The organism is Microbacterium esteraromaticum (genome assembly GCF_016907315.1).
GTDB classification, from domain to species: Bacteria; Actinomycetota; Actinomycetes; order Actinomycetales; family Microbacteriaceae; genus Microbacterium; species Microbacterium esteraromaticum.
Genome location: NZ_JAFBBS010000001.1, coordinates 25,380 through 50,934, shown reverse-complemented (window position 1 = coordinate 50,934; position 25,555 = coordinate 25,380). Strand labels below are relative to the sequence as shown.

The following is a 25,555-nucleotide window of genomic DNA, read 5'->3' as shown; positions in this document are numbered from 1 at the left end:
TCAGGCCTCCTCGAACGATGCGAGGTACGCGGCGTAGTCGTCGCGCTGGCGCTGCAGGCCGGAGTGCGGCTCTGCGTACACGCGATCGAACACGGCGAGAGCGGGACGGGTCTGCATGCCGATGCACGCGGCGCGCATCTCGCGTGCGACGTCGTCGGCGGCCTTCTGAACCGAGACCAGGTGCTCGTCGGTCAGCTCCCCGGCCGCGCGCAGGTAAGCCTCGAGGCGGGTGATCGGATCCCGTTCGCGCCACTGTGCGAGCTCGGCATCGTCACGGTAGCGCTTCGGGTCGTCTGCGGTGGTGTGCGGACCCATGCGGTACGTGACGGCCTCCAGGTACGCGGGGCCCTTGCCAGAGCGCGTGTGGTCGAGCGCCCAGCGCATCGCCGCCATGCAGGCGAGCACGTCGTTGCCGTCCACGCGCAGGCTCGGGATCCCGAAGCCCGGAGCACGGCCGGCGAGCGGGTACTGCGACTGCAGGCCCACGGGCTCGGAGATCGCCCAGTGGTTGTTCTGGCAGACGAACACGACGGGCGCGCGATACGACGAGGCGAAGATCATCGCCTCGTTGACATCGCCCTGACTGGTCGCGCCGTCGCCGAAGTAGGTGACGGCGACCTCGTCGGCGCCGTCATGCAGGATTCCCATGCCGTAGCCGACCGCATGCAGCGTCTGGGCCCCGATGATGATCTGCAGAGGGGCGATGTTCAATCGCGACGGGTCGTACGCCGCGCCGTCCTCGCCGCGCCACATGCGGACGTAGTCGCCCGGCTCGGCACCGCGGGTGTACATCACTCCGGTCTCGCGGTAGCTCGGGAACACGAAATCCCGAGGGGCGAGCGCGCGACCGGTGCCGATCTGGGCGGCCTCCTGTCCGTTGCACGGCGCCCAGAGTCCCAGCTGGCCCTGACGCTGCAGCGCTACGCCCTCCGAGTCGATGCGGCGCAGCACGACCATGTCGCGGTGCAGCTCGCGCATCGTCTGGAAGTCGATGTCGGCGATCCAGCGGTCGAGCTGGGGGTTCGGCACGCGCGTGCCGTCGGGAGCGAGAATGCGCTCCGTGAGTTCGAGATCGTTCTGCGTGTCGACGATCGGGCTGGTGTGCGGTGACATCGGCGTCCTCCTGACGTGGCGGCCTTCGTGGGGCGTGCACGGCTTCCCGACAGCTGCGTCGGGCTTGATCGAATGGTACGTCTGGGTGACACCTCGCTCAAGCATGTCTGCGACTGCTGAGCATGTTGCGCAATAAGTGAGGGCCAAGCCCTGCTAACGTGTGGCACTATGCCCACGTTGGACCGCACCGATCTCGAACTGCTCACCGCCCTCGCCGAAGACCCGCGCATGACGGTGGTCAAGCTGGCCGACCGGCTGAACCTGTCGCGCAACACGATCCAGGCGCGCATGGCGCGGCTGGAGCAGACCGGCGTGTTCGAGTCGTACGAGCGGTCGTACTCCACCGAGGTTCTCGGATTCCCGCTTCAGGCCTTCATCAGCATCGGAGTGCGGCAGACCGAGCTGCCGCGCATCATCAGTGAGCTCTCACGCGTGCCGGAGATCGTCCAGGCTCACGGTCTCAGCGGATCGATCGACCTGCTCGCGCGAGTCGCCTGCCGAGATGCTCGTCACCTCTTCGACACCGACGCGCGCATCCTGTCCATCGAAGGGGTCGAGCGCACCGAGACCTCCCTCGCGATGGGCGAGGTGATCCCGTTCCGCGTCGCCGGTCTCATCGGCCTCGCGCGACGGGAAGCCTGAGGAACCGGCGGATCGCTCCTGCTGCCTCCGCCGGCGTCTCGTAATGGATGAGGTGGCCGACCTCTGCGATCTCGACGAGCTCGGCGTTCGGGAACATCATCGCCAGCCGGCGCTCGGCCTCGATCGGAGTGATGTCGTCTCGCTGCGCGGCGATCAGCAGGGTCGGCACGTCGATCACGCCCGCGAAGGCGCGGACGTCATGCGACACGCTGGTCACGAACGCGTCGTGCAGCACCTCGCGGTCGGCGAAGCGCGAGAAGTAGGTGTCGTGCTGATCGTGGATGAAGCGTCGCAGCCTGGGGTCGCGGGTCTTCGCCATCGCGATGCTCATCACGCGAACGGTGAGCGGATGCCGCAGCAGAGCCGTTCCGAGGCGCTCCGGCAGGCGTGCGCCCAGGGAGTAGTACAGCACCGCGATCCGGGTGAGCACTCCCTTCGGGCCCTCCAGCGCAGGCGCGCCGATCGGGTTGATCAGGATGAGGCGCGGCGTCTCGAGCCCGCTGGCGACGGCCGCTGACGAGACGATCGACCCGAACGAGTGGCCGAGGATGATCGCTCCCGGCGCCACAGCGCGGGCGAACTCGCATAGCCAGCCCGCGTAGAGCCCGAGATCATGCTCACGCCCTGGCACCGGTGGCGTCTCGCCGAAGCCGGGAAGGTCGGGCGAGATGATCCGGATGCCAGGCAGGTATGCCACGACGGGCTCGAGGCCATGGTGCTCACCGCGGAAACCGTGCACGGCGATGATCGTCGGGGCGTCCGCCGCCGTATCCGGCTCACCGTAGACCCAGTACGCCGTCGTCGATCCGAGCACCTCGACCTCTCGGCGCTCGACCGGGACCGCGGCGAGACGAGCTGCGTACGGGGATGGAGCGGGCATGCCTCCGAGTCTACGGGAAGGAATGTCGGTGGCCGTTCATATGTTCGAATCAGGAAGGAGACATCATGACCTCGCTCACCACGGCACACCCCGCGCTCCTCTGGGAGACGCCGACCCTGCGCAGCCGCTCGGAGCATCTCGACCGAGCCGGAGATCACCTGTGGCGCGTCGTCGACGCCCGCGGGACGATACGCGGTCACCTGCGCGTGATCGCCGATCCCCTCGGCATCCGCTACCGCGCCGAGCGGCTGCACCTGGCATCCGGCGCGTTCGTCCTGGTCGGCGAGTTCTGGGATCCAGACGATGCCGTGGCGTCGCTGCGCCACTGACACGCGAGATCGGCGCCCGCGGGTGGAGCGAACGACGCGGCATGCACGACGAGACATGAAAAGCGAAGGTCCCGGAACCTTCAGGATCCGGGACCTTCTCTGGGGTGAGTAACGGGGCTTGAACCCGCGACCCCCGCGACCACAACGCGGTGCTCTACCAGCTGAGCTATACCCACCATGCGCCTGCCGGAGCGGGCAACTCGATAAGTCTATTACATGTTCGGAGTGAACTCTGACACGGTGCGGGACGCGATGTCGCGGGCCTGCTCTGACGAGGGTCCAGGGGCATCGATGAACACCGCGGAACGGTAGTAACGCAGCTCGCGGATCGACTCGAGGATGTCTGCGAGTGCGCGGTGCCCGCCGTTCTTCTCGGGCGCCTGGAAGAAGACCCGCGGGTACCAGCGCCGCGCAAGTTCCTTGACGCTCGACACGTCGACGTTTCGGTAGTGCAGGTACTGGTCGACGTCCTGCATGTACTTGGCGAGGAACATCCGATCGGTGCCGATCGTGTTGCCCGCGAGTGGCGCCTTGCGCTCCTGCGGCACGAAGCGCTTGATGTAGGCCAGGGTCTGCTCTTGGGCCTCGGCGAGGCTCACACCGGCGGGGATCTCGTCGATCAACCCTGAGGTCCGGTGCATGTTGGTGACGAAGTCGTTCATGTTCGCGAGCGCCGCATCGCCTGGCTTGATGACGATCTGGAATCCGGGGTCGATGGGGTTCAGCTCGAAGTCGGTGACGACGACGGCGATCTCGACGAGTTCGTCGACCGAGAGGTCGAGGCCCGTCATCTCGCAGTCGATCCAGACGAGCCTGTCGTTCTCTGTCGCAGAAACCATGATCCGATCCTAGCGACGGCGCCCGACACGGTAATCTTGAGTCAGTACGCCTCCTTAGCTCAGAGGAAGAGCATCGGCTTTCTAATCCGTTGGTCGCAGGTTCGAATCCTGCAGGGGGCACCGGTTGCGGTCGCGGGGATTCCCCGGCGCTGCATGCACGCTCTCGATAGCATCGACGTATGTCCTCGCTCGATCACCCCGTTTCGGATGGCGACCTGGCACAGGTCGCCATCGCCTCCGGCGCCGAAGAGGCCGCTGCAGGCATGGAGATGGATGCTGAGGCCTTCGAGAGGCTCGTGGTCGACGAGCTCGACAGGCTCCCCGACGACATGGTCGAGGGACTCGACAACGTGATCTTCGTGGTCGAGGACGAACCAGAAGACGGCGGCGATCTCTTCGGCCTCTACGAGGGCTTCGCGCTGACCGAACGGGGACAGTACGGCATGGGCGAGCTGCCCGATCGCATCATCGTCTACCGCCGAGCGCACCTCGGTGCGTGTGCCGACGAGGGCGAGCTGCGCGACGAGGTGCACACCACTCTCGTGCACGAGATCGCCCACTTCTACGGCATCGACGACGAGCAGCTGCACGAGCTGGGGTGGGCATGAGCATCCCGGCGTCCGCTCCCCTGCTCGACGAACAGCTCGCTGAGCATCTCTCCGCCGCACCGCTGGTGCCATGGCAGCTGGTTGTGTGGGACGATCCCGTCAACCTCATGAGCTATGTCGTGCGGGTGTTCCGTCGCTACTTCGGCTATCCCGAGCAGCAGGCGACCGCTCTCATGCTCGCTGTGCACAACGAAGGGCACGCAGTCGTCGCCACCGGCCCGAGGGAGACCATGGAGGTGCACGCCCGCGCGATGCATGAATTCGGTCTGTGGGCGACGGTCAGGCAGGTGCCGCTGTGACGGTCACGATCTCGATCGCCTGGATCGAAGGACGCAACCTGCTGCATCTGCTCGACGAGTTCCTCGGGCTGGTCGAAGGGCCGCGTGACGGCGCTGACCCGGCGCTCCTGCGGCTTGCTCCCGTCGCCTATCCAGGAGACGATGCGGCGGCGTCGGAGTTCCGCCGTGGCACCGAGAGCGAGCTGTTCGACCGCCGTCGCAGCGACGCCATCGTGATGCGCGACGATCTGCACGAGTTCGACGCCGACGACGAGGACTCGCGCGACATGCTGACGCCCCACGAGGTCGAGGTGCCACCCGGGCACATCGATCCATGGCTGCGCACTCTCACGGCGATCCGGCTCGTCGTCGCATCCAGGCTCGGGGTCGTCAGCGACGACCACCATGACGCGGACGACCCTCGCTTCCACGTCTACGACTGGCTCGGCTACCGCCTGGAGGATCTCATCCAGCGAGCAGACGCAGTCGACGCCGCGGACGAGAACCCTACGGGGTGAGCACGCTCACGCGAGCGAGACGCTGCGGTTCATGACGCATGATATGCGCATCCTCCTGGGCGGCCCACATATCCCAGTGACGGCGGAACCCGTCGCCGTCCCGATCGAGCGCGCGCTGGCGTCGTGACGCGCTCGGGCCGTCCACCCATACGGTGACATCGGCCAGCGCTGCCGATGCGAGCGTGAGTGCTCCGCATCCCTCGACGATCAGACCGAGCGCCGGATCGACCGCATGGGCTTCGGCTTCCTCCCCCAGTTCCCAGTCCCAGCGACGCCAGATGCCGATCAGGCCCCTGCCGTGCGGACGCAGCACGTTCTCGCGCGCGATATCGGCGCCGCGCTCGAGCCCGTCCCAGCCCGGATACAGCGAATCGAGTGCGAGGAGCTGCACGGGCGTGCTGAGCGGCCACGCACGCGCGACGCGCGCGGCGAGGCTGCTCTTGCCTGCTCCGCTTCGCCCGTCGATCACCACGACCGGGTTCGATGCGGATACAGCGGTGACCGCATCGCAGATGCGCACGGTCGCAGCCGTCAGGCCCTCGCCGAAGGGATCAGGGGAGGTCGCACTCGGCATGGCTCCACGCTATCCGAACCGCAGACGGGGTCATTCCCGTCCGAACGGCCGCGGTTGCACTGCGTCGGCACCGCGACGATCGGACCCGCCGACATGCCGTGCGCGGGTGATCATCCCTACGCCGAACCGTGCACGTGCGTCGTCGAGCGTGCCCTCCAGCCGTCGCTGATCCTCGTCGTCGTCCCAGAGCGCCATCGCAGACGCCCCGGCCGATCGCAGCTTCTCGGCGCGCACGCCGACCAGACGCACCGGATCGCGGCGCTCGATCTGCCCGAACAGGCCGATCGCGGTCTCCCCTATGCGCTGTCCGACATCGGTCGGCTCGGGCAGCGAGACCGTGCGGCTGATGGTGCTGAAGTCGGCGAAGCGGATCTTGATCGACACCGCACCGGCATGCCATCCGGCAGATCGCAGCCTGGCTCCGACCCTATCGGCCAGGCGCAGAAGCTCCGATCGCAGCAGATCGAGGTCCGCGATATCGCGATCGAACGTCTCCTCGTGACCGATGCTCTTCTCGACCCTCTCCGTCTGGACCGACCGTGGATCGAGACCTCGAGCGAGCTCCTGCATCCTCTGGCCCAGCGCAGGACCGACCGCGCGTTCGAGCGCTTCCGGCGGCGCCTCGCGGACGTCACGGATCAGCCGGATCCCCCGACGCTCCAGCGCCTCCGCTGCCTTCGGACCGACGCCCCACATCGCCCCGACCGGGCGCGGATCGAGGAACTCCTGCGTGCGCGTGGCCGGCACCACCAGCATCCCGTCTGGTTTGGAGACGGTGGATGCCATCTTCGCGACGTGCTTCGTGGCAGCGACCCCGACGCTGCAGGTGATGCCGACCTCATCGCGCACCCGTCGACGGATGAGAGCGGCGATCTCGCCCGGACTCCCCCACAGCCGGCGCACGCCGCGTACGTCGAGGAATGCCTCGTCGATCGACAGAGGCTCGACGAGCGGTGTGATGCTCTGGAAGATCTCCATGACCTGGGCCGACACCGCTTGATAGCGCGTGAAATCCGGCGGCACCACCCGAGCCGTCGGGCACAGTCTGAGAGCCTGACCGACGGGCATGGCGCTGCGCACGCCGAACCGGCGCGCCTCGTACGACGCGCTGGAGACCACCGAGCGCCCGTCACGACCGCCGATGATCAGCGGAAGGCCGCGCAGCGACGGGTCGTGCAGCACCTCGACTGCCGCGTAGAACGCGTCCATGTCGACATGCAGGATGCCGGTGCCGCTGTCGTCCGCGCCCTCGGGCGAGACGATGCGACCGGATCCGTCACCGCGTCCCATGCATCCATCCTGACCGGTGCCACCGACATCGTGCCGGTGGCACCGTAGAGGTCACTGCGCGGCGCGCTCGAGAATCAGCTCGCGCACCCGCGCGGCGTCGGCCTGACCCTTCATCGCCTTCATCACTGCGCCGATGACAGCGCCGGCAGCCTGCACCTTGCCGTCCTTGATCTTCGCCAGCACGTCCGGCTGCGCAGCGAAGGCGTCGTCGATGGCGGCGATCAGCGCACCATCGTCCGAGACGACGGCGAGGCCGCGTGCGTCGATGATCTCCTGCGGCGAACCCTCACCGGCGATGACGCCCTCGAGAACCTGCCGAGCGAGCTTGTCGGTCAGTGTGCCTGCATCGACCAGACCCTGCAGCGCGGCGACGTCGGCCGGAGCGATGAGACCCGCAGCGTCGCGCTCCTGCGCGTTGGCGATGCGCGTGATCTCACCTGTCCACCACTTGCGCGCGGTCGCGGGTGCGGCGCCGGCGGCGATCGTCGCCTCGACCTCGTCGATCAGGCCGCCGTTGCGCACGTCCTGGAACTCCAGGTCGGTGAAGCCCCACTCCGCCTTCAGCCGACGGCGGCGGGCGACCGGCTGCTCGGGAAGCGCGGCACGCAGCTCCTCCACCACTTCGCGCGTCGGCTGCACGGGCAGCAGGTCGGGCTCGGGGAAGTAGCGGTAGTCATCGGCATCAGACTTCGGACGCCCCGGGGAGGTCGTACCCGTGTCCTCGTGCCAGTGACGCGTCTCCTGGGTGATCGTGCCGCCGTCTGCGAGGATCGCCGCCTGGCGCTGGATCTCATAGCGCACCGCGCGCTCGACGGAACGCATCGAGTTGACGTTCTTCGTCTCGGTGCGTGTGCCGAGCTTCTCCTGACCGCGGGGGCGAAGCGAGACGTTCGCGTCGCACCGCAGGTTGCCTCGCTCGAGACGCGCTTCGGAGATGCCCAGGCCGCGGACGATGTCGCGGATGGCGGCGATGTACGCCTTCGCGTACTCGGGTGCACGGTGCTCGGCTCCGAAGATCGGCTTGGTGACGATCTCGACGAGCGGCACACCGGCGCGGTTGTAGTCGACCAGCGAGTACTCGGCACCCTGGATGCGGCCGGTGGCGCCTCCCATGTGCGTGAGCTTGCCCGCGTCCTCCTCCATGTGCGCGCGCTCGACGGGGATGGTGACGAGCGTTCCGTCCTCGAGCTCGACCTCGACCGACCCCTCGAACGCGATCGGCTCGTCGTACTGCGAGATCTGATAGTTCTTGCCGAGGTCGGGGTAGAAGTAGTTCTTGCGCGCGAAGCGGCTCGACTCGGCGATCGAGCAGCCGAGCGCGAGGCCGAGGCTGATAGACGAGCGCACGGCCTTCTCGTTCACCACGGGGAGCGAGCCCGGCAGGCCCAGGTCGACCGGGGCGATGAGCGTGTTCGGCTCCGCGCCGTGGAACTCGTCGTTCGCCGGGTTCGGCGCATCGGAGAACATCTTCGTGCGGGTGTTCAGCTCGACGTGCACCTCGAAGCCGAGCACGGGCTCGAACAGTTCGAGGGCCTTGTCGAAGTCCATGAGCTTGGCGGTGGCCATCAGCGGGTTCCTCCCAGCAGCTGCGGAGCACGGGCGAGCAGAGGCGCGCCCCACGAGTCGACGAGCGCGGCCTCGAGAGCCGCGCCGACGCGATACAGACGAGCGTCCTCGTGCGCGGGCGCGAGGAACTGGATGCCGACCGGGAGCCCGTCCTCGGCCGCGAGGCCGGACGGGATCGAGATGCCCGGGACTCCGGCGAGGTTCGCCGGGATCGTGGTCAGGTCGTTGAGATACATCTGCAGCGGGTCGTCGATCTTCTCGCCGATCTTGAACGCCGTGGTCGGCGCGGACGGCGTGGCGATGACGTCGACCTGCGCGAACGCCTGATCGAAGTCCCGCTGGATGAGCGTGCGCACCTTCTGCGCGCTGCCGTAGTAGGCGTCGTAGTGTCCCGCCGAGAGGGCGTACGTGCCGAGGATGATGCGTCGCTTGACCTCGGGCCCGAACCCGGCCTGACGGGTCGCCGACATGACGTCCTCGACGGTCGCGCCGCCCTCGGGTGTGACCCGCAGCCCGAAGCGCACCGAGTCGAACTTCGCGAGGTTGCTGGAGGCCTCGGCGGGAAGGATGAGGTAGTAGGCGGCGACTCCGTACTCGAAGTGCGGCGCCGAGATCTCGACGATCTCGGCCCCCTGCGCCTCCATCATCGCGAGCGACTCGCGGAACGACGCGACGACGCCCTCCTGGAAGCCCGAGTCCGGCAGCTCCTTGATGACGCCGACCTTGAGCCCCTTGAGCACCTGCCCGCTTGCGCCCTCGCGCGCGGCCTCCGCGAACGACGGCCACTGCTTCGCGAGCGACGTCGAGTCCTTCGGGTCGTGCCCGCCGATCACGTCGTGCAGCAGACCGGCGTCGAGCACGGTGCGGGTTACGGGACCGACCTGGTCGAGGCTAGATGCCAGCGCGATCGCGCCGTAGCGGCTGACGCCGCCGTAGGTGGGCTTGATGCCGACGGTGCCCGTCACGTGCGCAGGCTGGCGGATCGAGCCGCCGGTGTCGGAGCCGAGCGCGAGAGGCGCCTCGAACGCAGCCACAGCCGCGGCGGACCCTCCTCCCGAGCCACCGGGGATGCGGTCGAGATCCCAAGGGTTGCGCGTCGGCCCGTAGGCGGAGTGCTCGGTCGACGAGCCCATGGCGAACTCATCCATGTTGGTCTTGCCGAGGGGGATCAGCCCTGCGGCTCGCGAGCGAGCGACGACCGTGGCGTCGAAGGGCGACATGTAGCCCTCGAGGATCTTCGATCCGCTCGTGGAGGGCATGTCGGTGGTTACCAGCACGTCCTTGACCGCGAGCGGAACGCCCGCGATCGGGCCGAGCTGCTCCCCCGCCGCACGCCGGGCATCGATGTCGGCGGCTGCGGAGAGCGCGTGCTCGCTCACGTGCAGGAAGGCGTGCACGTCGCCGTCGACGGTGGCGATCCGATCGAGGTGAGCCTGAGTCGCCTCGACACTCGAGATCTCACCGGCGGCGATCTTCTCGCCCAGATCGGCGGCGGTCAGCCGGATGATGTCGCTCACTGCTCTTCTCCCAGGATCGCGGTGACGCGGAAGCGGCCGTCGGCGGCGTCCGGCGCGTTCTGCAGGGTCTGCTCGAGGGTCAGCGTCTGTCCGACCTCGTCGGGTCGGAAGACGTTGCTCATCGCGATCGGGTGGCTGGTCGCCACGACGTCGGGCGTCGCGACCTCCGACACCTTGGCGATGTTGTCGACGATGGCATCGAGCTGACCTGTCAGCTGAGTCACCTCGTCGTCGGACAGCTGGATGCGCGCGAGCACGCCGAGATGGCGCACAAGATCAGGGGTGATTTCAGACACCGCTCCAGTCTACGAGAGCGCGGGGCAGGGCCACGTAAGCTGGGCGCGTGACCGAGTTCGTTCCCCCTCGCCCATGGACCGCAAGCTACGCCGACGGGGTTCCGGAGAATCTGCCCGAGGTGACCGGTTCGCTGGTCGACATCGTCGAGGCATCGGTGCGCGACTACCCGGATGCCCCCGCGCTGCAGTTCTTCGGTCGCGAGACGACCTACCGCGAGATGCAGGATGCCATCGAGCGCGCAGCCGCGGGACTGCGAGACCTCGGCGTCGGCGCCGGCGATCCCGTCGCGATCGTGCTGCCGAACTGCCCGCAGCACATCATCGCGTTCTACGCCGTGCTGCGGCTCGGCGCGGTCGTCGTCGAGCACAACCCGCTCTACACCGCACGCGAGCTGCGCAAGCAGTTCGAGGATCACGGGGCGAAGCACGCGATCGTCTGGAGCAAGGTCGTCGAGACCGTGCAGGCGTTCCCCGCCGACCTGGCGCTGACGAGCCTCATCTCCGTGGACGTGACGAAGGCGATGCCGGTCATGACGCAGCTCATGCTGAAGCTGCCCATAGCCAAGGCGAGAGAGTCCCGCGAAGCGCTCACGGCGAAGGTTCGCGGCGCGATCAGCTGGGAATCGCTGCTGGCATCCACTCCCCTGCCTGCCACGCACCGGCGGCCGGGCACCGACGACCTCGCGATCATCCAGTACACCTCCGGCACCACGGGAACGCCGAAGGGCGCTTCCCTCACCCACCGCAACCTGCTCGCCAACGCGGCACAGGCACAGGCATGGGTGCCGTCGATCACCCGAGGCAACGGCTGCGTCGTCTACGCCGTGCTGCCGATGTTCCACGCGTACGGCCTCACCCTCTGCCTCACGTTCGCCATGTCGATGGGAGCGCGTCTCGTCCTCTTCCCGAAGTTCGACCCCGATCTCGTGCTCGAGGTCACGAAGAAGCACCCGGCGACCTTCCTGCCGCTCGTGCCGCCGATCGCCGAGCGGCTGCTGTCGGCGGCGAACGAGAAGGGGGTTTCGCTCGCCGGCACCGAGGTCGCGATATCGGGTGCGATGGCGCTCGCGCACGAGCTGGTGGTCCCCTTCGAAGAGGCGTCAGGCGGCTTCCTCGTCGAGGGGTACGGTCTGAGCGAGTGCTCCCCCGTGCTGATGGCGAATCCGGTTGCGGGCAACCGCGTCGCCGGAACGGTCGGTCTGCCGCTGCCCGGCACGGAGTGCCGCGTCGTCGACCCTGAGAACCCGACCGTCGACGTGCCGGCGGGTTCGGCGGGCGAACTGATCGTTCGCGGCCCCCAGGTGTTCTCCGGCTACTACGGCAAGCCCGAAGAGACCGAGGCGGTCTTCGTCGACGGCTGGTTCCGCACCGGCGACATCGTCACGATCGACGAAGGCGGCTTCGTGCGCATCGTCGACCGCATCAAGGAGCTCATCATCACTGGTGGCTTCAACGTGGCGCCGACCGAGGTAGAGGGCGCTCTGCGCCAGCATCCGGACGTCGTCGACGCAGCCGTCGTCGGCCTGCCCAGCGACCACTCCGGCGAGGAGGTCGTCGCAGCGATCGTCGTGGAGGACGGCAAGGACGTCGACGTCGAGGCGATCCGCGAGTTCGCCCGGGGCATCCTCACGCCGTACAAGGTTCCCCGTCGTCTGTTCGTCGTGGACGAGCTGCCCACGTCGCTGATCGGCAAGGTGCTGCGCCGCCAGGTGAAGGAGCGCCTGCTGGCGCTGACCTCGGGAAGCTGAGCGGCCAGCACTCTCACATCCGCACCCACTATCGTTGACAGGTGACTGCCGACGACATCGCCCCTGCCACCGACGCACCCCAGACCGCTGAAGAGAGCGTGACGCCTCCCGGATTCGAGGAGCTGGGCATCACAGGCTCGCTGCTCAAGGCGATCAAGGATCTCGGCTACGAGACCCCTTCGCCGATCCAGGCCGCAACGATCCCCACGCTGCTGCAGGGCCGGGACGTGGTCGGCATGGCGCAGACGGGCACCGGCAAGACCGCGGCGTTCGCGCTGCCCGTGCTCGAGCGTCTGGAGCCAGGTCAGAAGACCCCGCAGGCCCTCGTGCTCGCGCCGACCCGCGAGCTGGCTCTGCAGGTGTGCGAGGCGTTCGAGGCGTACGCGACGAAGATGAAGGGCGTGCACGTGCTGCCCGTCTACGGCGGCCAGGGCTACGGGGTGCAGCTGTCGGCGCTGCGCCGCGGCGTGGATGTCGTGGTCGGCACCCCCGGGCGCATCATGGACCACCTGGCCAAGGGCACGCTCGACCTCTCCGACCTCAAGTACCTCGTGCTCGACGAGGCCGACGAGATGCTGAAGATGGGCTTTGCCGAGGACGTCGAGCAGATTCTCGCTCAGACTCCGGAGGAGAAGCAGGTCGCCCTGTTCTCCGCGACGATGCCCGCCAGCATCCGCCGGCTCGCGCAGCAGTACCTGCGCGACCCGGAGGAGATCACGGTCAAGTCCAAGACCGCCACGAACACCAACATCACCCAGCGCTACCTCGTCGTCTCGTACGCGCAGAAGGTCGATGCCCTGACTCGCATCCTCGAGATCGAGAACTTCGACGGGATGATCATCTTCGTCCGCACGAAGAACGAGACCGAGACCCTCGCCGAGAAGCTCCGCGCCCGCGGCTACTCGGCGGCGGCGATCAACGGCGACGTGCCGCAGGTGCAGCGCGAGCGCAGTGTGAACCAGCTGAAGGACGGCAAGCTCGACATCCTCGTCGCCACTGACGTCGCCGCGCGCGGTCTCGACGTCGAGCGCATCAGCCATGTCGTGAACTTCGACATCCCGACCGACACCGAGTCGTACGTGCACCGCATCGGCCGAACGGGTCGCGCCGGCCGCACGGGCGACGCGATCAGCTTCATCACTCCTCGTGAGCGCTACCTGCTCAAGCACATCGAGAAGGCGACGCGTCAGGCTCCTGCCCAGATGCAGCTGCCCACCACCGAGGACGTCAACACCACGCGTCTCGCGCGTTTCGACGACGCCATCACCTCTGCCCTCGAAGAGACTCGTCGCATCGAGGCGTTCCGCGACATCATCGCCCATTACGTGCGCAACCACGACGTGCCCGAGGCCGATGTGGCTGCGGCTCTGGCCGTCGTGGCGCAGGGTGACACTCCCCTGCTGCTCGACCCCGAGAACGACGAGCTGTCGCGAGCTGTCGAACGCGACAACCGTCCTCCTCGCGAGCGCAGCGATCGCTCGGCCGATCGAGGCGAGCGTGCACCGCGTGAGCGCCGTGGACGCGGTGACTACACGCCGTACCGCATCGAGGTCGGCCGCCGCCACCGCGTCGAGCCGCGCCAGATCGTCGGCGCGTTGGCGAACGAGGGCGGGCTCGGCCGCGACGACTTCGGCGCGATCGCCATCAAGCCCGACTTCTCGATCGTCGAGCTCCCGGTGAACATGGATCCGTCGGTGCTCGACAAGCTCCGCGACACCCGCATCTCGGGCAAGCTGATCGAGATCCGCCCTGACCGCGGCGTGCCCAACCGGCGCGCACCTCGCGACGACCGTGCCGGCCACGACAGGGGCGGCCGGGACGACCGCGGGGGCCGTGGCTACTCGCGCGACGATCGCGGCGCACGCCCCGACCGCAGCAGCGGATACTCGCGCGATGATCGCGGTGACCGCAAGCCTCGTCACAAGAGCTGAGGCAGTTCTTCACCGCTCATCCCCGCGTCCAGCCGCGGGGATGAGCGTTTCACGCGGACGGATCTCGAGAATTCATCCGCGTGAAGCGCACTTCTCCGCGCGGAGTGCCCAGATCTCCGGATGCCCGGACCTCCGGATGTCGAACCTCCGGATGCCCGTGCCGCCGAGTGCCCGCGAATCCGGAAGCGACCTCGCGAACGACGGCCCGCCCCGAGAGATGAGGCAGGCCGTCGTGGCGAGCGCGTGGTCACGCGTCGAGCGCGCCCGGGCCCTGCGTGACGAGGATGTGGAACTGCTCGGCGTCCAGGATCCGGATCCCGAGGTCCTCGGCCTTCGCCAGCTTGGATCCGGCACCAGGGCCCGCGGCGACGAAGTCGGTCTTCTTCGAGACTGACGACGCGGCCTTGCCGCCGGCTTTGATGATCGCCTCCTGCGCACCCTCACGGGTGTAACCGTCGAGGCTTCCGGTCGCGACCACCGTGAGACCGTCGAGCACACCACCTTCGGCTGTGGCAGCGCCGGGACCCGGATGCCCAGGCGTCGCCCACTGCACACCGGCCTCGGACCACTGCTCCACGATGTCCTGATGCCAGTCGATCTCGAACCAGCTGAGCAGCGAGTCGGCGATGATGCCGCCGACCCCTTCCACCGCGGCGAGCTCGTCGCGGCTCGCCGCGCGAATGGCCTCGAGCGAGCCGAACCACTGCGCCAACGCGCGAGCGGCGACCGGCCCGACGTGACGGATGTTCAACGACACCAGCAGCCGCCAGAGCTCTTTCGTCTTCGCCTTCTCCAGCTCGGCCAGCAGCTTGACCGCCTGCGATGAGGGCTGCGGCCCCTCGAGCCCCTGCTTCTTCTCTGCCGCTGTGGGATTGCGGCGGAACGGTGCGCGGGTCTTGACCACGCCGTCATCGTCTTCCTTCGGCAGTCCCGTCTCGGAGTCGCGGACGATGACCTCGATGGGGACGATCTGCTCGAGGGTGAGATCGAACAGGCCGGCCTCGGTCTCGAGGGGCGGAACGGCTGGGCTGCTCGGCTGCGTGAGCGCCGCAGCGGTGACCTCACCGAGCGCCTCGATGTCGAGCGCACCGCGGGACCCCACGTGCTCGACGCGGCCGCGCACCTGCGCGGGGCACGAGCGCGCGTTCGGACAGCGCAGATCGATGTCGCCCTCTTTCATCGGTCGCAGCGTCGTGCCGCACTCAGGGCACGCCTCCGGCATGACGAACTCTCTCTCGCTGCCGTCGCGCTTCTCGACCACGGGACCGAGCACCTCGGGGATCACGTCGCCCGCCTTGCGCAGCACGACGGTGTCTCCGATCAGCACGCCTTTGGCCTTGACCACGTCCTTGTTGTGCAGGGTCGCCTGGCGCACGACCGACCCCGCGACATGGGCAGGCTCCATCACCGCGAACGGTGTCGCCCGTCCCGTGCGCCCGACCGATACGACGATGTCGAGCAGACGCGTCTGCACCTCTTCTGGTGGGTACTTGTACGCGATGGCCCACCGGGGTGCGCGGCTCGTGGTGCCGAGTTCGTCGTGCAGGGCCAGCTCGTCGACCTTCACGACGATGCCGTCGAGCTCATGCTCGATCGAGTGACGGTGCTCGCCGAAGTAGGCGACGAACTCCTCGACCTCGTCGACGGTGCGGCAGACCCTGGTGTGAGGGCTGGTGGGAAGACCCCACTCCGACAGAAGCTCGTAGACCTCGCTCTGGGCGGCCACCGGAGGGTTCGTCCAGGCGCCGATGCCGTGCACGTACAGGGACAGCGACTCGATGCGCAGCAACCCGGCCTCGAGCTCGAGTCCGCTCTTCTTGTCGATCTGCTGGCGAAGGCCACCGCTCGCAGCGTTGCGGGGGTTGGCGAATGCAGGGAACCGTCTGGCGGCTGCGGTGCGCGCCTTCTCTTCGTCGAACGGCTTCTTCGCACCGGCGCGCGTCTCCCAGCGCTCGCGTGCGTCAGCGAGCACTCGGTCGCGGAACGAGGCCTGCGCCGCGTTGAGCCGTTCGAATGCGGCGACCGGGATGAACACCTCGCCGCGCACCTCGACGATCTCCGGATGACCCTCGCCGACGAGGCGCTCGGGGATGTCGGCGAGGCGCAACGCGTTCTCGGTGACGATCTCGCCCACTCGACCGTCGCCGCGGGTCGCCGCAGAGGTCAGCACCCCGTTCTCGTATCGCAGGTTGATCGCGAGACCGTCGATCTTGAGCTCGGTGAGCCAGGCGACGTCACGCCCGGCTGACGCTCTGGTCTTCGACGCCCACTCTCGGAGCTCGTCGATCGAGAACACATTGTCGAGACTCAGCATGCGCTCCGCGTGCTCGATGGTCGCGAGCCCGGTCGCCTCGGCGGCGCCGACCATCTGCGTGGGTGAGTCCTGCCCCTGCAGCTCGGGATGAAGCCGCTCGAGCTCTTCGAGGCGGCGCATCCACCCGTCGTAGGTCGCGTCGTCGACCAGAGACGTGTCGCGTCCGTAGTACGCGTCCTTCGCCTCGAGGATGCGAGTCGTGAGCTCTTCGGCTTCAGTACGGGCGTCGGTCAGCGAGATGTTCTCAGGCACCCCGCAAGTCTACGAGTGGGCACCGACAGCCCATGGGGCTTGACGGCCGCGCTGGGATCAGGCGTCGACGGGCACTGCTGACACGGTGGTGTCGATGGTGAACTGCCCGAGCACGCGCGTGCCGACGTAGATCACGGCGCTCTGTCCCGGGGCGACCCCGTCGAGCGCGACCTCCGGCACGACGCGCACGCCGTCGTCCGTCACGGACGCGCGAGCGGGAACGGGCTCGGCATGGGCGCGGATCTGCACCTCGCACGCGAACTCTGATGCCTCGGGAGCCGCACCTGCCCACGAGAACCGCTCCCCCGCGATCTCCGCGATCGCGAGCGCCTCCTTGGGGCCGACGACGACCGTGTTCGACACCGGGCGGACTTCGAGCACGAAGCGCGGCTTCCCGTCGGCTGCGGGCACGCCGAGCCGCAGACCTCGCCGCTGTCCCACGGTGAATGCATGCGCACCCTCGTGCGATCCCACGACCTCGCCGTTGCGGTCGACGATGTCGCCCGTCGCGGTGCCCACCTTCTCCGCCAGCCAGCCGCGTGTGTCGCCGTCAGGGATGAAGCAGATGTCATGGCTGTCCGGCTTCTGGGCGACAGTGATGCCCCGCTCGGCCGCTTCTGCGCGCACCAGCGCCTTGGAGGGCGTGTCACCGAGGGGGAAGTACGTATGCGCGAGCTGCTCGGCGTTCAGGACGCCGAGCACGTACGACTGGTCCTTCGCGGCGTCTGATGCCCTGTGCAGCTCGAGACCCCCCGAGCCGTCGACGAGCGTTGCGTAGTGGCCGGTGCAGACGGCGTCGAAGCCGAGCTCGATGGCGCGCTCGAGGAGAGCGGCGAACTTGATCTTCTCGTTGCAGCGCAGGCACGGGTTGGGCGTGCGGCCGGCCTTGTACTCCGAGATGAAGTCGTCGATGACGTCGTCGCGGAAGCGCTCCGAGAAGTCCCAGACGTAGAAGGGGATGCCGAGCAGGTCGGCCACGCGCCTCGCGTCCAGCGCGTCCTCGATCGTGCAGCATCCTCTGCTGCCCGTGCGCAGAGTGCCGCCCGCCCTCGACAGCGCGAGATGCACGCCGACGACGTCGTGGCCGGCGTCGACGGCACGCGCCGCCGCCACCGCGGAATCGACGCCACCGCTCATCGCCGCCAGAACTCGCATGGTCTCCAGTCTACGAGCGAGCGCCTGAGCGGGTCCCGTCAGCGTGAGGCCCGCTGCACAGCATCCGGGATCGCGGCGATCGCCGCGTCGACATCTGCTCGGTTCGATGACGGGCCCAGCGTGAAGCGCAGAACGCTGCGGGCCTCATGCTCGCTGCGTCCCATCGCGATCACGACGTGCGACGGCTCGGCGACGCCCGCCTGGCACGCCGACCCTGTCGAGGCCGACACCCCTGCCATGTCGAGCAGGAAGAGAAGGCTCTCTCCCACCGCACCAGGGAAGAGCAGATGCGCATTGCCGGGCAGTCTGTCGATCGGATCGCCGAGCAGCTGAGCAGACGGGACGGCGTGGCGGATGCCGGTGATGAGCCGATCCCGCAGGACTGCGAGCCGGATGCCCTCGCTTTCGCGTTGCGCTTCCGCCTCCTCCAGCGCTGCGGCGAGGGCCGCAGCGCCCGCGATGTCCTGCGTGCCGGCGCGAAGCCCTCGCTGCTGCATTCCGCCACGCAGCAGCGGAGCCATTCGAGCGCTGCGCGCCACGACCAGGGCGCCGGTGCCGACGGGAGCACCGATCTTGTGGCCGGCGATGCTCATCGCCACCAGCCCGCCCCCGACCGGCGCATCGCCGCGCAGTTCTCGGAACGACAACGGCAGATGGCCGCACGCCGCGACGGCGTCGAGATGCAGAGGCACGCCGGCATTCGCGCTGTCGGCGGTGAGGTCGGCAACGCGGTTGATGGTCCCGACCTCGTTGTTCGCGATGAGGGCGGTCGCCAGCGCAGCGCCATCCAGAGCACCGGCGAAGGCGGAGGCGTCGATACGTCCGAGCCCGTCGACCGGAACCGCGCGCACCTCGGCGCCTTCCTCTGCCAGGGCTGCGACGGTGTCGATCGTGGCATGGTGCTCGGCATCCGGAAGCACGATCGAGTGCGCCCCCTCCCGTCTCGCGGCCCACATACCCCGCAAGGCCGTGTTGATCGACTCGGTGCCACCGGAGGTGAACACCACCTCGATCGGATCGGAACCCAGCACCGCGGCGACCCGCTCGCGCGACTCTTCGAGCATCCGGCGCGCGTCCTGCCCTGCACCATGTGTCGACGACGCGTTGCCCACGATCTCCGACGCCGACAGCCAGGCATCGCGCGCGCAGGCGCGCAGCGCCGTCGTGGCAGCGTGGTCGAGGTAGTGCCGCATGCTCCCATCCTCCCACCGCACCGCGGTGCGGGACTGAGAACCAGGGTCAGTGGAACGCGGATTCACCGCGGATCCGCCGACGCGTTTAGGCTGTTGCCCATGCCCGCTCTGCCCGCGCCGTCTCTCGGCGGCGACACCCTCAACGACCTCGGCGTGCGCCTGCACGACGGTGTCGGAACTCTGCGCGTCTGGTCGCAGAACGCCTCGTCGATGGAACTCGTCGTGTTCGACGAGGACGATCTCGACTGGGAGACGGCGACCATCCCGCTGGAGCGGCAGACCGGCGGCATCTGGCAGGTGACGACCGAGCTTCTGCAGCCGGGAGCGCGGTACGCGCTGCGGGTCGACGGCCCGCACGGTCCTGGGAACATCTTCAACCCCGAGAGGCTGCTCCTCGACCCTTACTCCCGGGGACTCGCCCAAGGCCACGGATACGAGGAGTGGCGGTCTGTCGTCATCGCCGATGGCTTCGACTGGGGCGACGTGCGAAAGCCGGCCGTGCCCATGGATGAGACAGTCATCTACGAAGGGCACATCAAGGGACTCACCAAGCGTCACCCTGATGTTCCCGCGGCCCTGCACGGCACCTATGCAGGACTCGCCCACCCCGCGATGACCGGCTACCTGAAGCAACTCGGAATCACCACCGTCGAGCTGCTGCCCGTGCACGCCTTCGTTCCAGAGCCGCGGCTGCTCGAGCGCGGCCTCACCAACTACTGGGGCTACAACACCCTGAACTTCTTCACCCCGCACACCGCCTACGCGACCGAGGCGGCACGCCGTTCCGGTCCCGAAGCCGTGCTCGCAGAGTTCAAGGGCATGGTCAAGCTGCTGCATCAGGCAGGCATCGAGGTCATCCTCGACGTGGTGTACAACCACACCAGCGAAGAAGGCATCGGCGGCCCGCGATCCAGCTTCCGTGGAATCGACAACGCGCTGTACTACCGGCAGCTCGAAGACGGCGCCTACGTCGACACGACCGGATGCGGCAATACTCTGAACACCTCATCCGACGCGCCGGCGCGCCTCGTTCTCGACTCGCTCCGCTACTGGGCGACGGAGATGCAGATCGACGGCTTCCGATTCGATCTCGCCACTGCGCTTGCCCGAAACAGCGGGCACGAGTACGACATCGAGCACCCGCTCCTGCGCGCCATCAGCGAGGATCCCGCTCTGCAGGATGTGAAGATCATCGCCGAGCCGTGGGACGTCGGCCTCGGCGGCTGGCAGACGGGCAATTTCCCCGCTGGATGGAGCGAGTGGAACGATCGCTACCGCGATCGTGCACGCAACTTCTGGCTCAGCGACATCGACTACGCGCGTCGTGCCTCGGCTCCCGTCGGCGTCGGCGGGTTCGCGAACCGTCTGGCGGGGTCCGCCAACACCTACTCGCCGGAGCGCGGACCCCTGGCGAGCGTGAACTTCGTCACCGCTCATGACGGCTTCACGCTTCATGACCTGGTCACCTACGACGTCAAGCACAACGAGGCCAACGGTGAGCAGAACCGCGACGGCGCCGACGTGAATCGATCGTTCAACCACGGCGTCGAAGGCGAGACCGACAACGCTGCCATCATCGCCGCGCGCCGCAAGGCCATGCGCAATCTGATGGGCACCCTGCTGCTGTCGGCAGGCATTCCGATGATCACCGCGGGTGACGAGTTCGGACGCACTCAGAAGGGCAACAACAACGCCTATTGCCACGACTCTCCGCTGACCTGGCTGAACTGGGCCCACGAGCCGTGGCAGAAGGACCTGCTGGCGCACGTGGCGCTGCTCACCCGGCTGCGTGCCGAGAACCGCGCTCTGCGGCCCGCCCGCTATGCGGTGCTCGGCGAGCACGTGCCCGAGGCCTCGGAGATGGAGTGGTTCGACCAGAACGGCGAGACCATGGAGGTCGAGCAGTGGAACGACCCCCGCAACCGCACCCTGCAGTACGTTGCGACCAGCGATCCGCACGATGGCGAGAGCAACCGCATCCTGCTGATCGTACACGGCACCGAGGCCCCGATCGACGTCCGCCTGCCCGATGATCTCACCGGCGCGACCGAGTTCGTGTCGCTGTGGTCGAGCGCTGACGACGCGCCCCGCGCAGAGCAGCGGCGGTACGCTCCCGGCGAGGTTCTGCCGATCGCCGGCACCTCGATGCAGCTCTTCCGGGTGGAGTGACGCACGCCCGCGAGAGCGGTACATTCAAGGTGTGGCAGCACAGACAGCACATGAATCTGCGGGCCTGAGAAGCCCCGCACAGATCCCTCTGCGCCCTGCCGCTGAGACGACCGTGGGCACCGGCCTGAGAGCCGGGAGGATTCCGCTGTTCTCGCCCACACCGCACGTGCCCCAGGGCTATCCGGCGAAGGCGTTCGTCGGTGAGGCAGTGCCGTTCGACGTCGTCTCGTTCCGAGAGGGTCACGATCTCATCGGCGTGCACCTGCGTCTCTCCTCGCCCACGGGAGAGGAGACGCTGCACCGGCTCACCGCGCTCGCCGACGGCACAGACAGGTGGCGCACCACCGTGGCCATCGACCGCGCGGGCGACTGGCGCTACCGTTTCGAGGCCTTCTCCGACGACTTCGCGACCTGGGCGCACGCCGCCGACGTGAAGGCGGTGGCTGGCGTCGATGTACCGGTCATGTGCGCACTGGGAGTGCAGCTGCTGTCGGCCGCGTCGAAGGACGCCGATCGGCCCGCGGCAGAGATCCGGATGCTGAAGGCCGCCGCCACGAGCCTGCGAAAGGCCCAGAAGTCCTCCGACGCCACGGCCCTTCGGTCCGCCGCGACCGACGCAGCGCTCAGTGCCGCCTTCAGGGCCAGGCCGCAGACCTCGCTCGGCTCTGTCACCGACTGGCTGCCGCTCCGCGTAGAGCGCGCGCTCGCGGGCGTCGGCGCCTGGTACGAGTTCTTCCCCCGCTCCGAGGGTGCGGTGCGTCTCAAGGACGGATCGGTCAAGAGCGGCACGTTCCGCACGGCGGCCAAGCGGCTGCCTGGGGTCGCCGGGATGGGCTTCGACGTCGTCTACCTCGTGCCCATCCATCCGATCGGAGCCACCAACCGCAAGGGCCGCAACAACACGTTGACGACCGAGCCCGGCGATCCCGGCTCGCCGTACGCGATCGGCTCCCCCGACGGCGGACACGACGCGATCCACCCGGAGCTCGGCACCGAGAAGGATCTTCGCGCCTTCATCCGCGCTGCGGCGAAGGAGGGGCTCGAGGTCGCCCTTGACCTCGCGCTGCAGGCGTCACCTGACCACCCTTGGGTGGCAGAGCACCCGGAGTGGTTCACCACACTCCCCGACGGCACGATCGCATACGCCGAGAATCCGCCGAAGAAGTACCAGGACATCTACCCGATCAACTTCGACAACGACCCCTCGGGCAGCTACGCCGAGATGCTCCGGGTCGTCATGCACTGGGTGAAGCTGGGCGTGAAGATCTTCCGTGTCGACAATCCGCACACGAAGCCGCTGCAGTTCTGGGAGTGGCTGATCGCAGAGGTCAACGGTCAGGACCCCGACGTCATCTTCCTCGCCGAGGCCTTCACCCGGCCCGCTGTGATGCGAGCGCTCGCGGCCGTCGGCTTCCAGCAGAGCTACTCGTACTTCACGTGGCGCAATACGAAGGCCGAACTCGAGGAGTTCCTGACGTCGATCTCGCACGAGACGAGCGACTACATGCGGCCGAACCTGTTCGTGAACACCCACGACATCCTCACCGAGTACCTCCAGTACGGCGGGCGTGCGGCCTACCGCATCCGAGCCTGCATCGCCGCCACGGCGGCGCCGATCTGGGGCGTGTACGCCGGATACGAGCTGATCGAGAACGTCGCCAGACCGGGCTCGGAAGAGAACATCGACAACGAGAAGTACGAGTACAAATTCCGGGATTGGGACGGCGCAGAGCAGCGCGGCGAATCGCTCGCGCCGCTGCTTCGGCGTCTGAACCAGATTCGGCACGAGCATCCCGCGCTCGGTCAGCTGCGCAACTTCTCGGCGCACTGGAGCGATGACGACGCCGTTTTCGTGTACTCGAAGCATCTGGATGCCGCCTTCACCGGCACCGGACGCGCCGACACCGTCATCGTCGTCGCGAACGTCGACCCGCATTCCGTGCGGGAGACGACCGTGCACCTCGACACCACGATCTGGGGCGTCGAACCGGGTGAGACGTTCGAGGTCGAGGATCTGCTCACGGGGGCGGTCTGGACCTGGTCCGACCACAACTACGTACGACTCGACGCGTTCGCCGAGCCGGTGCACATCCTGAAGGTGAAGGAGCGATCATGAGCTATCTCGAGGACGTCACAGCTTCGGCGGAGTGGGTTGCAGTGGCGGAGTCCACCCATCATGATCCGCATGCGGTTCTCGGCGCGCATCCGCGCACCGATTCGGTCGGACGCACCAGCACCAGCATCCGCGCCCGCAGACCCCTGGCGGAGACGGTGCAGGCGGTCTTCGACGACGGCTCGAGGCTCGACCTCGCGCACGTCGCGCACGGGATCTGGGAGGGCAGCCACAGCGGGCCGCCCGTCGCCTACCGCATCGCGACGACCTATGAGGGCGGGGAAGAGCGTCTGGAGGGCGACCCCTACCGCCATCTGAGCGCCGTCGGCGAACTCGACATCCATCTGATCGGCGAGGGGCGCCACGAGCGGCTGTGGGACGTTCTCGGATCGCATCCCCGTGCGCTCGATGGCGAGCAGGGCGTCGACTTCGCGGTGTGGGCGCCGAACGCATCCGCGGTCCGCGTCGTGGGCGACTTCAACGCGTGGAACGGCGAGGGCCACAGCATGCGCTCGATGGGCGGAAGCGGCGTGTGGGAGCTGTTCGTCCCCGACGTCCAGGTCGGAGCCCGGTACAAGTACGAGATCTGCGGGGCGGACGGGCGCTGGCGCCTCAAGGCGGATCCGATGGCGCAGGAGGCCGAGCTGCCGCCCGCGACCGCATCGGTCGTCACGCTCAGCGCCTATCGCTGGAATGACGCGGCATGGCTGACGAGGCGGGCCGCCACCCATGCCGTCGCCCAGCCCATGTCGGTGTACGAGGTCCATCTCGGCTCCTGGCGCGGCGGGCTGACCTACCGCGACGCTGCTGACCCGCTGATCGAGCACGTGCAGTCCACGGGCTTCACGCACGTGGAGTTCATGCCGCTCGCCGAGCACCCGTTCGGTGGGTCGTGGGGATACCAGGTCACCGGCTACTACGCGGCGACCAGCCGGTTCGGCTCCCCCGACGATCTGCGCTACCTCATCGACCGGCTGCACCAGGCCGGCATCGGCGTGATCATGGACTGGGTGCCTGGCCACTTCCCGAAGGACGAGTTCGCACTTGCCCGCTTCGACGGCACCGCACTGTACGAGCACAGCGATCCGCGGCGCGGTGAGCATCAGGACTGGGGCACGCTCGTGTTCGACTACGGCCGCAGCGAGGTTCGCAACTTCCTCGTCGCGAACGCGCTGTTCTGGCTGAGCGAATTCCATGTCGATGGTCTGCGCGTCGACGCCGTCGCCTCGATGCTGTACCTCGACTACTCGCGCAAGGCCGGCGAGTGGGAGCCGAACATCCACGGCGGGCGGGAGAACCTGGAGGCGATCAGATTCCTGCAGGAGGTCAACGCCACGGCCTACCGGCACCACAAGGGCATCGTGATGATCGCCGAGGAGTCGACCGCTTTCCCCGGTGTCACCGCGCCGACCGACCACGCCGGGCTGGGTTTCGGTTTCAAATGGAACATGGGATGGATGAACGACTCCCTCGAGTACATGAAGCGCGACCCGCTGCATCGCTCGCACCACGAGGGTGAGATGACGTTCTCGTTCGTGTACGCATTCGGCGAGAACTACTTGCTGCCGATCAGTCATGACGAGGTCGTGCACGGCAAGGGAAGCCTGATCTCGCGGATGCCGGGTGACCACGCGCACAAGCTCGCCAACCTGCGGGCCTATCTCGGCTTCATGTGGGGCCATCCCGGCAAGAAGCTGCTGTTCATGGGACAGGAGTTCGGGCAGATCGGCGAGTGGTCGGTCGATCGCGAACTCGACTGGTGGCTGCTCGATCAGCCCTCGCACGCCCAGCTGCAGGACCTGGTCGGATCGCTGAACGCCGTGTATCGCTCTCAGGCTCCGCTGTGGGAGCGTGACAACGACGGGACATCCTTCTCTCGGCTGGGAGCGCCGAGCTGGGACCCGAGTGTGATCGCGTTCGAGCGGCGCGATGCCCACGGCGGCCGCCTCGTGGTGATCTCCAACTTCGCGGGGGTCACCCGCACCGGCTACCGGCTGGCTCTTCCCGTCGAGGGAACCTGGCAGGAGATTCTGAACACGGATGCCGCTGCCTTCGGCGGGCACGACACCGGCAACCTCGGCATGATCAGCGCGCACAGGGACGCCGACGACGCGCCAGCGATCGCGACGGTCACTCTTCCCGCGCTGTCGACGCTGTGGTTCCGCTACCAGTCCGACCCCCACCTGCCGACTCCCAGTCGCTGGTGAACGAGAGCGCCCGACCCCTCAGC

At 68.0% G+C, this 25,555-nt stretch carries 21 protein-coding genes and 2 tRNA genes; 11 read left to right on the top strand and 12 right to left on the bottom strand.

What is annotated here, in order from left to right:
* A complete protein-coding gene (locus tag JOE67_RS00265; RefSeq protein WP_204973587.1) occupies positions 1-1,113 on the bottom strand; it encodes a thiamine pyrophosphate-dependent dehydrogenase E1 component subunit alpha in 1,113 nt (370 codons plus the stop codon).
* A 168-nt stretch (positions 1,114-1,281) separates the two neighbouring features.
* On the opposite strand from JOE67_RS00265, the gene JOE67_RS00260 reads away from it, so the two are divergent.
* Positions 1,282-1,755, top strand: a complete 474-nt coding sequence (locus JOE67_RS00260) for an Lrp/AsnC family transcriptional regulator (protein ID WP_204973586.1) — start codon at positions 1,282-1,284, stop codon at positions 1,753-1,755.
* On the opposite strand, the gene JOE67_RS00255 is transcribed toward JOE67_RS00260, so the two are convergent.
* Positions 1,727-2,635 carry an alpha/beta fold hydrolase gene (locus JOE67_RS00255; protein ID WP_204973585.1) on the bottom strand — a complete coding sequence of 303 codons (909 nt, stop codon included), beginning with the start codon at positions 2,633-2,635 and terminating at the stop codon, positions 1,727-1,729. The two genes, JOE67_RS00260 and JOE67_RS00255, sit on opposite strands and share 29 nt — an antisense overlap.
* Positions 2,636-2,700: 65 nt before the next feature.
* Here JOE67_RS00255 and JOE67_RS00250 point away from each other — a divergent pair, with 65 nt between their 5' ends.
* Positions 2,701-2,964 carry a hypothetical protein gene (locus JOE67_RS00250; protein ID WP_204973584.1) on the top strand — a complete coding sequence of 88 codons (264 nt, stop codon included), beginning with the start codon at positions 2,701-2,703 and terminating at the stop codon, positions 2,962-2,964.
* 100 nt (positions 2,965-3,064) lie between these two features.
* On the opposite strand, the gene JOE67_RS00245 is transcribed toward JOE67_RS00250, so the two are convergent.
* Positions 3,065-3,140, bottom strand: a tRNA-His gene (locus JOE67_RS00245).
* A gap of 36 nt (positions 3,141-3,176) precedes the next feature.
* Positions 3,177-3,803: an oligoribonuclease gene (gene orn / locus JOE67_RS00240; RefSeq protein ID WP_204973583.1), complete on the bottom strand. Its 627-nt coding sequence runs from the start codon at positions 3,801-3,803 to the stop codon at positions 3,177-3,179.
* A gap of 48 nt (positions 3,804-3,851) precedes the next feature.
* On the opposite strand from orn, the gene JOE67_RS00235 reads away from it, so the two are divergent.
* From JOE67_RS00235 to JOE67_RS00220, 4 genes are all read left to right on the top strand, one after another.
* A tRNA-Arg gene (locus JOE67_RS00235) sits at positions 3,852-3,923 on the top strand.
* Positions 3,924-4,066: 143 nt separating this feature from the next.
* Positions 4,067-4,411 carry a metallopeptidase family protein gene (locus JOE67_RS00230; protein WP_204976518.1) on the top strand — a complete coding sequence of 115 codons (345 nt, stop codon included), beginning with the start codon at positions 4,067-4,069 and terminating at the stop codon, positions 4,409-4,411.
* Entirely contained in the window at positions 4,408-4,710 is a 303-nt protein-coding gene (gene clpS / locus JOE67_RS00225) for an ATP-dependent Clp protease adapter ClpS (RefSeq protein ID WP_204973582.1), read from the top strand. The genes JOE67_RS00230 and clpS overlap by 4 nt, the downstream gene beginning before the upstream one ends.
* Complete coding sequence (locus tag JOE67_RS00220) at positions 4,707-5,207, top strand: DUF2017 family protein (protein WP_338041440.1); 501 nt, start codon at positions 4,707-4,709, stop codon at positions 5,205-5,207. Before clpS ends, JOE67_RS00220 begins: the two co-directional genes overlap by 4 nt.
* On the opposite strand, the gene JOE67_RS00215 is transcribed toward JOE67_RS00220, so the two are convergent.
* The 5 genes from JOE67_RS00215 to gatC are packed head-to-tail and all read right to left on the bottom strand — an operon-like array spanning position 5,197 to position 10,450.
* Complete coding sequence (locus JOE67_RS00215; protein WP_204973580.1) at positions 5,197-5,781, bottom strand: nucleoside/nucleotide kinase family protein; 585 nt, start codon at positions 5,779-5,781, stop codon at positions 5,197-5,199. The genes JOE67_RS00220 and JOE67_RS00215 overlap by 11 nt on opposite strands.
* Positions 5,782-5,811: 30 nt before the next feature.
* On the bottom strand, positions 5,812-7,071 hold the full coding sequence (dinB, locus tag JOE67_RS00210; RefSeq protein ID WP_204973579.1) for a DNA polymerase IV: 1,260 nt from the start codon (positions 7,069-7,071) through the stop codon (positions 5,812-5,814).
* 51 nt (positions 7,072-7,122) lie between these two features.
* Positions 7,123-8,637 (bottom strand): Asp-tRNA(Asn)/Glu-tRNA(Gln) amidotransferase subunit GatB, encoded by a 1,515-nt coding sequence (gene gatB / locus JOE67_RS00205; protein WP_204973578.1) that lies wholly within the window; start codon positions 8,635-8,637, stop codon positions 7,123-7,125.
* Entirely contained in the window at positions 8,637-10,154 is a 1,518-nt protein-coding gene (gene gatA / locus JOE67_RS00200) for an Asp-tRNA(Asn)/Glu-tRNA(Gln) amidotransferase subunit GatA (RefSeq protein WP_204973577.1), read from the bottom strand. Before gatA ends, gatB begins: the two co-directional genes overlap by 1 nt.
* Entirely contained in the window at positions 10,151-10,450 is a 300-nt protein-coding gene (gatC, locus tag JOE67_RS00195) for an Asp-tRNA(Asn)/Glu-tRNA(Gln) amidotransferase subunit GatC (RefSeq protein ID WP_099195633.1), read from the bottom strand. Before gatC ends, gatA begins: the two co-directional genes overlap by 4 nt.
* A gap of 47 nt (positions 10,451-10,497) precedes the next feature.
* Between gatC and JOE67_RS00190 the strand changes: the two genes are divergently transcribed.
* Complete coding sequence (locus tag JOE67_RS00190; protein ID WP_204973576.1) at positions 10,498-12,198, top strand: long-chain-fatty-acid--CoA ligase; 1,701 nt, start codon at positions 10,498-10,500, stop codon at positions 12,196-12,198.
* A 41-nt stretch (positions 12,199-12,239) separates the two neighbouring features.
* On the top strand, positions 12,240-14,129 hold the full coding sequence (locus JOE67_RS00185) for a DEAD/DEAH box helicase (protein WP_338041439.1): 1,890 nt from the start codon (positions 12,240-12,242) through the stop codon (positions 14,127-14,129).
* A 247-nt stretch (positions 14,130-14,376) separates the two neighbouring features.
* On the opposite strand, the gene ligA is transcribed toward JOE67_RS00185, so the two are convergent.
* The 3 genes from ligA to JOE67_RS00170 are packed head-to-tail and all read right to left on the bottom strand — an operon-like array spanning position 14,377 to position 19,043.
* A complete protein-coding gene (ligA, locus tag JOE67_RS00180; RefSeq protein WP_204973575.1) occupies positions 14,377-16,695 on the bottom strand; it encodes an NAD-dependent DNA ligase LigA in 2,319 nt (772 codons plus the stop codon).
* Positions 16,696-16,752: 57 nt separating this feature from the next.
* Positions 16,753-17,850, bottom strand: coding sequence for a tRNA 2-thiouridine(34) synthase MnmA (gene mnmA, locus JOE67_RS00175; RefSeq protein WP_204973574.1), 1,098 nt, complete (start codon positions 17,848-17,850; stop codon positions 16,753-16,755).
* A 38-nt stretch (positions 17,851-17,888) separates the two neighbouring features.
* The gene (locus JOE67_RS00170) at positions 17,889-19,043 is read right to left on the bottom strand and encodes a cysteine desulfurase family protein (RefSeq protein ID WP_204973573.1); all 1,155 of its coding nucleotides are present in this window, start codon (positions 19,041-19,043) and stop codon (positions 17,889-17,891) included.
* A gap of 99 nt (positions 19,044-19,142) precedes the next feature.
* Here JOE67_RS00170 and glgX point away from each other — a divergent pair, with 99 nt between their 5' ends.
* From glgX to glgB, 3 genes are read left to right on the top strand one after another with little or no spacing between them, the layout of a single operon-like run.
* Positions 19,143-21,212: a glycogen debranching protein GlgX gene (gene glgX / locus JOE67_RS00165; protein WP_204973572.1), complete on the top strand. Its 2,070-nt coding sequence runs from the start codon at positions 19,143-19,145 to the stop codon at positions 21,210-21,212.
* A gap of 31 nt (positions 21,213-21,243) precedes the next feature.
* The gene (locus JOE67_RS00160; RefSeq protein ID WP_204973571.1) at positions 21,244-23,328 is read left to right on the top strand and encodes a maltotransferase domain-containing protein; all 2,085 of its coding nucleotides are present in this window, start codon (positions 21,244-21,246) and stop codon (positions 23,326-23,328) included.
* Positions 23,325-25,532 carry a 1,4-alpha-glucan branching protein GlgB gene (glgB, locus tag JOE67_RS00155; RefSeq protein ID WP_204973570.1) on the top strand — a complete coding sequence of 736 codons (2,208 nt, stop codon included), beginning with the start codon at positions 23,325-23,327 and terminating at the stop codon, positions 25,530-25,532. The genes JOE67_RS00160 and glgB overlap by 4 nt, the downstream gene beginning before the upstream one ends.
* Positions 25,533-25,555: the final 23 nt, after the last annotated feature.